We start from the raw sequence: 1,846 nt of genomic DNA on the forward strand, positions 1-1,846 counted from the left end.
AGGCTTAAGGTCAAAGCGGAAAAGGTGCAAGATCTCTCGACGGTACAAACATTAATAGACGACATGTTGGAAACGTTATATGCGACTGACAATGGTATTGGTTTGGCGTCGACTCAAGTTGGTCGAAAAGAGGCCGTTGTAATTATCGACCTTTCAGAAAGTCGAGATGAACCGTTAATTATGGTCAACCCTGAAGTGGTTAGTGGCTCGGATAAAGCATTGGGTCAAGAAGGCTGTTTATCAGTTCCTGATTACTATGCAGACGTAGAGCGTTTTACTTCAGTTATTGTGTCTGCGTTAGATCGCGAAGGTAAGCCGATTACCATCGAAAGTGATGAGTTTCTAGCAATCGTAATGCAGCACGAGATAGATCATTTGTCGGGTAACTTGTTTATTGACTATCTTTCACCACTTAAGCGTCAAATGGCAATGAAAAAGGTTAAAAAGTACGTTAAAGCGAACTCTTAACCCCGCTCATAACAAGCAATTTAAGAGGGATTCACAACGCTTGGTATTTTTGCTTCTACTTCAAATTTAGTGTTTATGGCACAATGCTTTAGGTTTGGGTGGAGTCGTTGTTCACCCCTTAATTGGGCGTTATATCGTTCATGTGTTGAAGCGTATATCCGTGGTGTTTGGCTGTTAAATTGTGCATCAGAGCATGATGTTCTTGAAAAAATCAACACTCAAAAAAAATGGCTACCACTCAGTGTATTGGTTGATCAGCTATCAGAGAAAGAAGAAGAGTTCAAATTTCTAAATCAGTACGTTAAAGGGCAAGTAAAAAACATATTAGGCAGCTTTACTCACGGGATGAGTAGACAGATACTAAATCGCTTTGATGGTGAAAAAATAAAGTTTCGCATAACAGAAGAAGACATTAATTTTCTTGATAAAGAGGCATGCTTTTTCTGCTTATTAGCACACGCAACTATTGCGGAAGTTGCCGAGAATGTTGATGTAGAGAATGAAATTTTGGAGCTATTTGAGCGCATGCAAAAATGCGTATAACAAAGCGTTTAAGACGGATTCCCAACGCTCGGAATTTTTAGTTTGCTTTGAATTTAGTGTTTACGGCACAATACTTTAGGTGCAGTGGTCTGCGTTGCTCACCACTTAACGCGGCGTTATGTTTTATCTAATTAACTAATGAGGAAATTTTATGGTTGTACTGTTTTCAGTTTTAGGTGTTCTAGCCTATCTTTTTGGGTTTATGGTGTTTGGTACCGCAAAAAGTTCGATTCATGAAGCCGTAGCGTTGCTTGTTATCTTAAACGGTACAGTTTTCATTGTTGGAGCTTCTATAGTTCACTCAATCAAAAATAATAGCGCCAAATCAACAGAAAGTGTTAAATATGGAAGTGATCGAAAAATAGAACCTTCATTAGCTGAGGATAAAGGTGAAGCTTTATTGAAGGATAATAATGACATTGAGTCCGAAGGGCCTTCTGAGTGCCTTGACAAGCCCAAGATTTCTCAAACAGGTGTAAATTGGGAGCTAGTCAAGGAATTGAAAGGTAAAAAATTAAAACTTGGATTCGAATCTACTTTTAACCTATGCGAAATATGCAACCAATCTAACACCGGGCAAATGATAGGAAGTCGTTATGTGTGTAATGCCTGTAAAGACAGTTACTTGTAAGATATAAACATAACAAACAATTTAAGAGTGACTCCCAACGCGTGGCGATTTCACTTCGATTGGAATTTAGTGTTTACGGTGCAATGGTTTAGCTTGGTTTTTATAGCGTTGTCGCACCTTAATTGGGCGTTAGGAGTGGTCTGGAGGCATCTTCTCAAGTTGAATTTGATTAAAGCTGCTAGAGAGAAAAGACTTCATTTCATA

3 protein-coding genes are annotated in these 1,846 nt (G+C 38.7%); all 3 read left to right on the forward strand.

Annotation, left to right across the window (positions count from 1 at the left end):
* The coding region (gene def / locus F0249_RS19855) for a peptide deformylase (protein ID WP_171757627.1) at positions 1 to 468 on the forward strand (468 nt) is incomplete at its 5' end.
* Between the two features lie 75 nt (positions 469 to 543).
* Positions 544 to 1,011 carry a hypothetical protein gene (locus F0249_RS19860; protein ID WP_171757626.1) on the forward strand — a complete coding sequence of 156 codons (468 nt, stop codon included), beginning with the start codon at positions 544 to 546 and terminating at the stop codon, positions 1,009 to 1,011.
* Between the two features lie 151 nt (positions 1,012 to 1,162).
* A complete protein-coding gene (locus F0249_RS19865; protein ID WP_171757628.1) occupies positions 1,163 to 1,642 on the forward strand; it encodes a hypothetical protein in 480 nt (159 codons plus the stop codon).
* Positions 1,643 to 1,846 lie beyond the last annotated feature (204 nt).

This window comes from Vibrio sp. 03-59-1 (assembly GCF_013114135.1).
In the GTDB taxonomy this organism is placed as follows: domain Bacteria; phylum Pseudomonadota; class Gammaproteobacteria; order Enterobacterales; family Vibrionaceae; genus Vibrio; species Vibrio cortegadensis.

What these genes read in the sequence shown, in the direction of transcription:
- F0249_RS19860 (WP_171757626.1), top strand. Translation starts at nt 544, where the DNA reads ATGGCACAATGCTTTAGGTTTGGGTGGAGTCGTTGTTCACCCCTTAAT.
- F0249_RS19865 (WP_171757628.1), top strand. Translation starts at nt 1,163, where the DNA reads ATGGTTGTACTGTTTTCAGTTTTAGGTGTTCTAGCCTATCTTTTTGGG.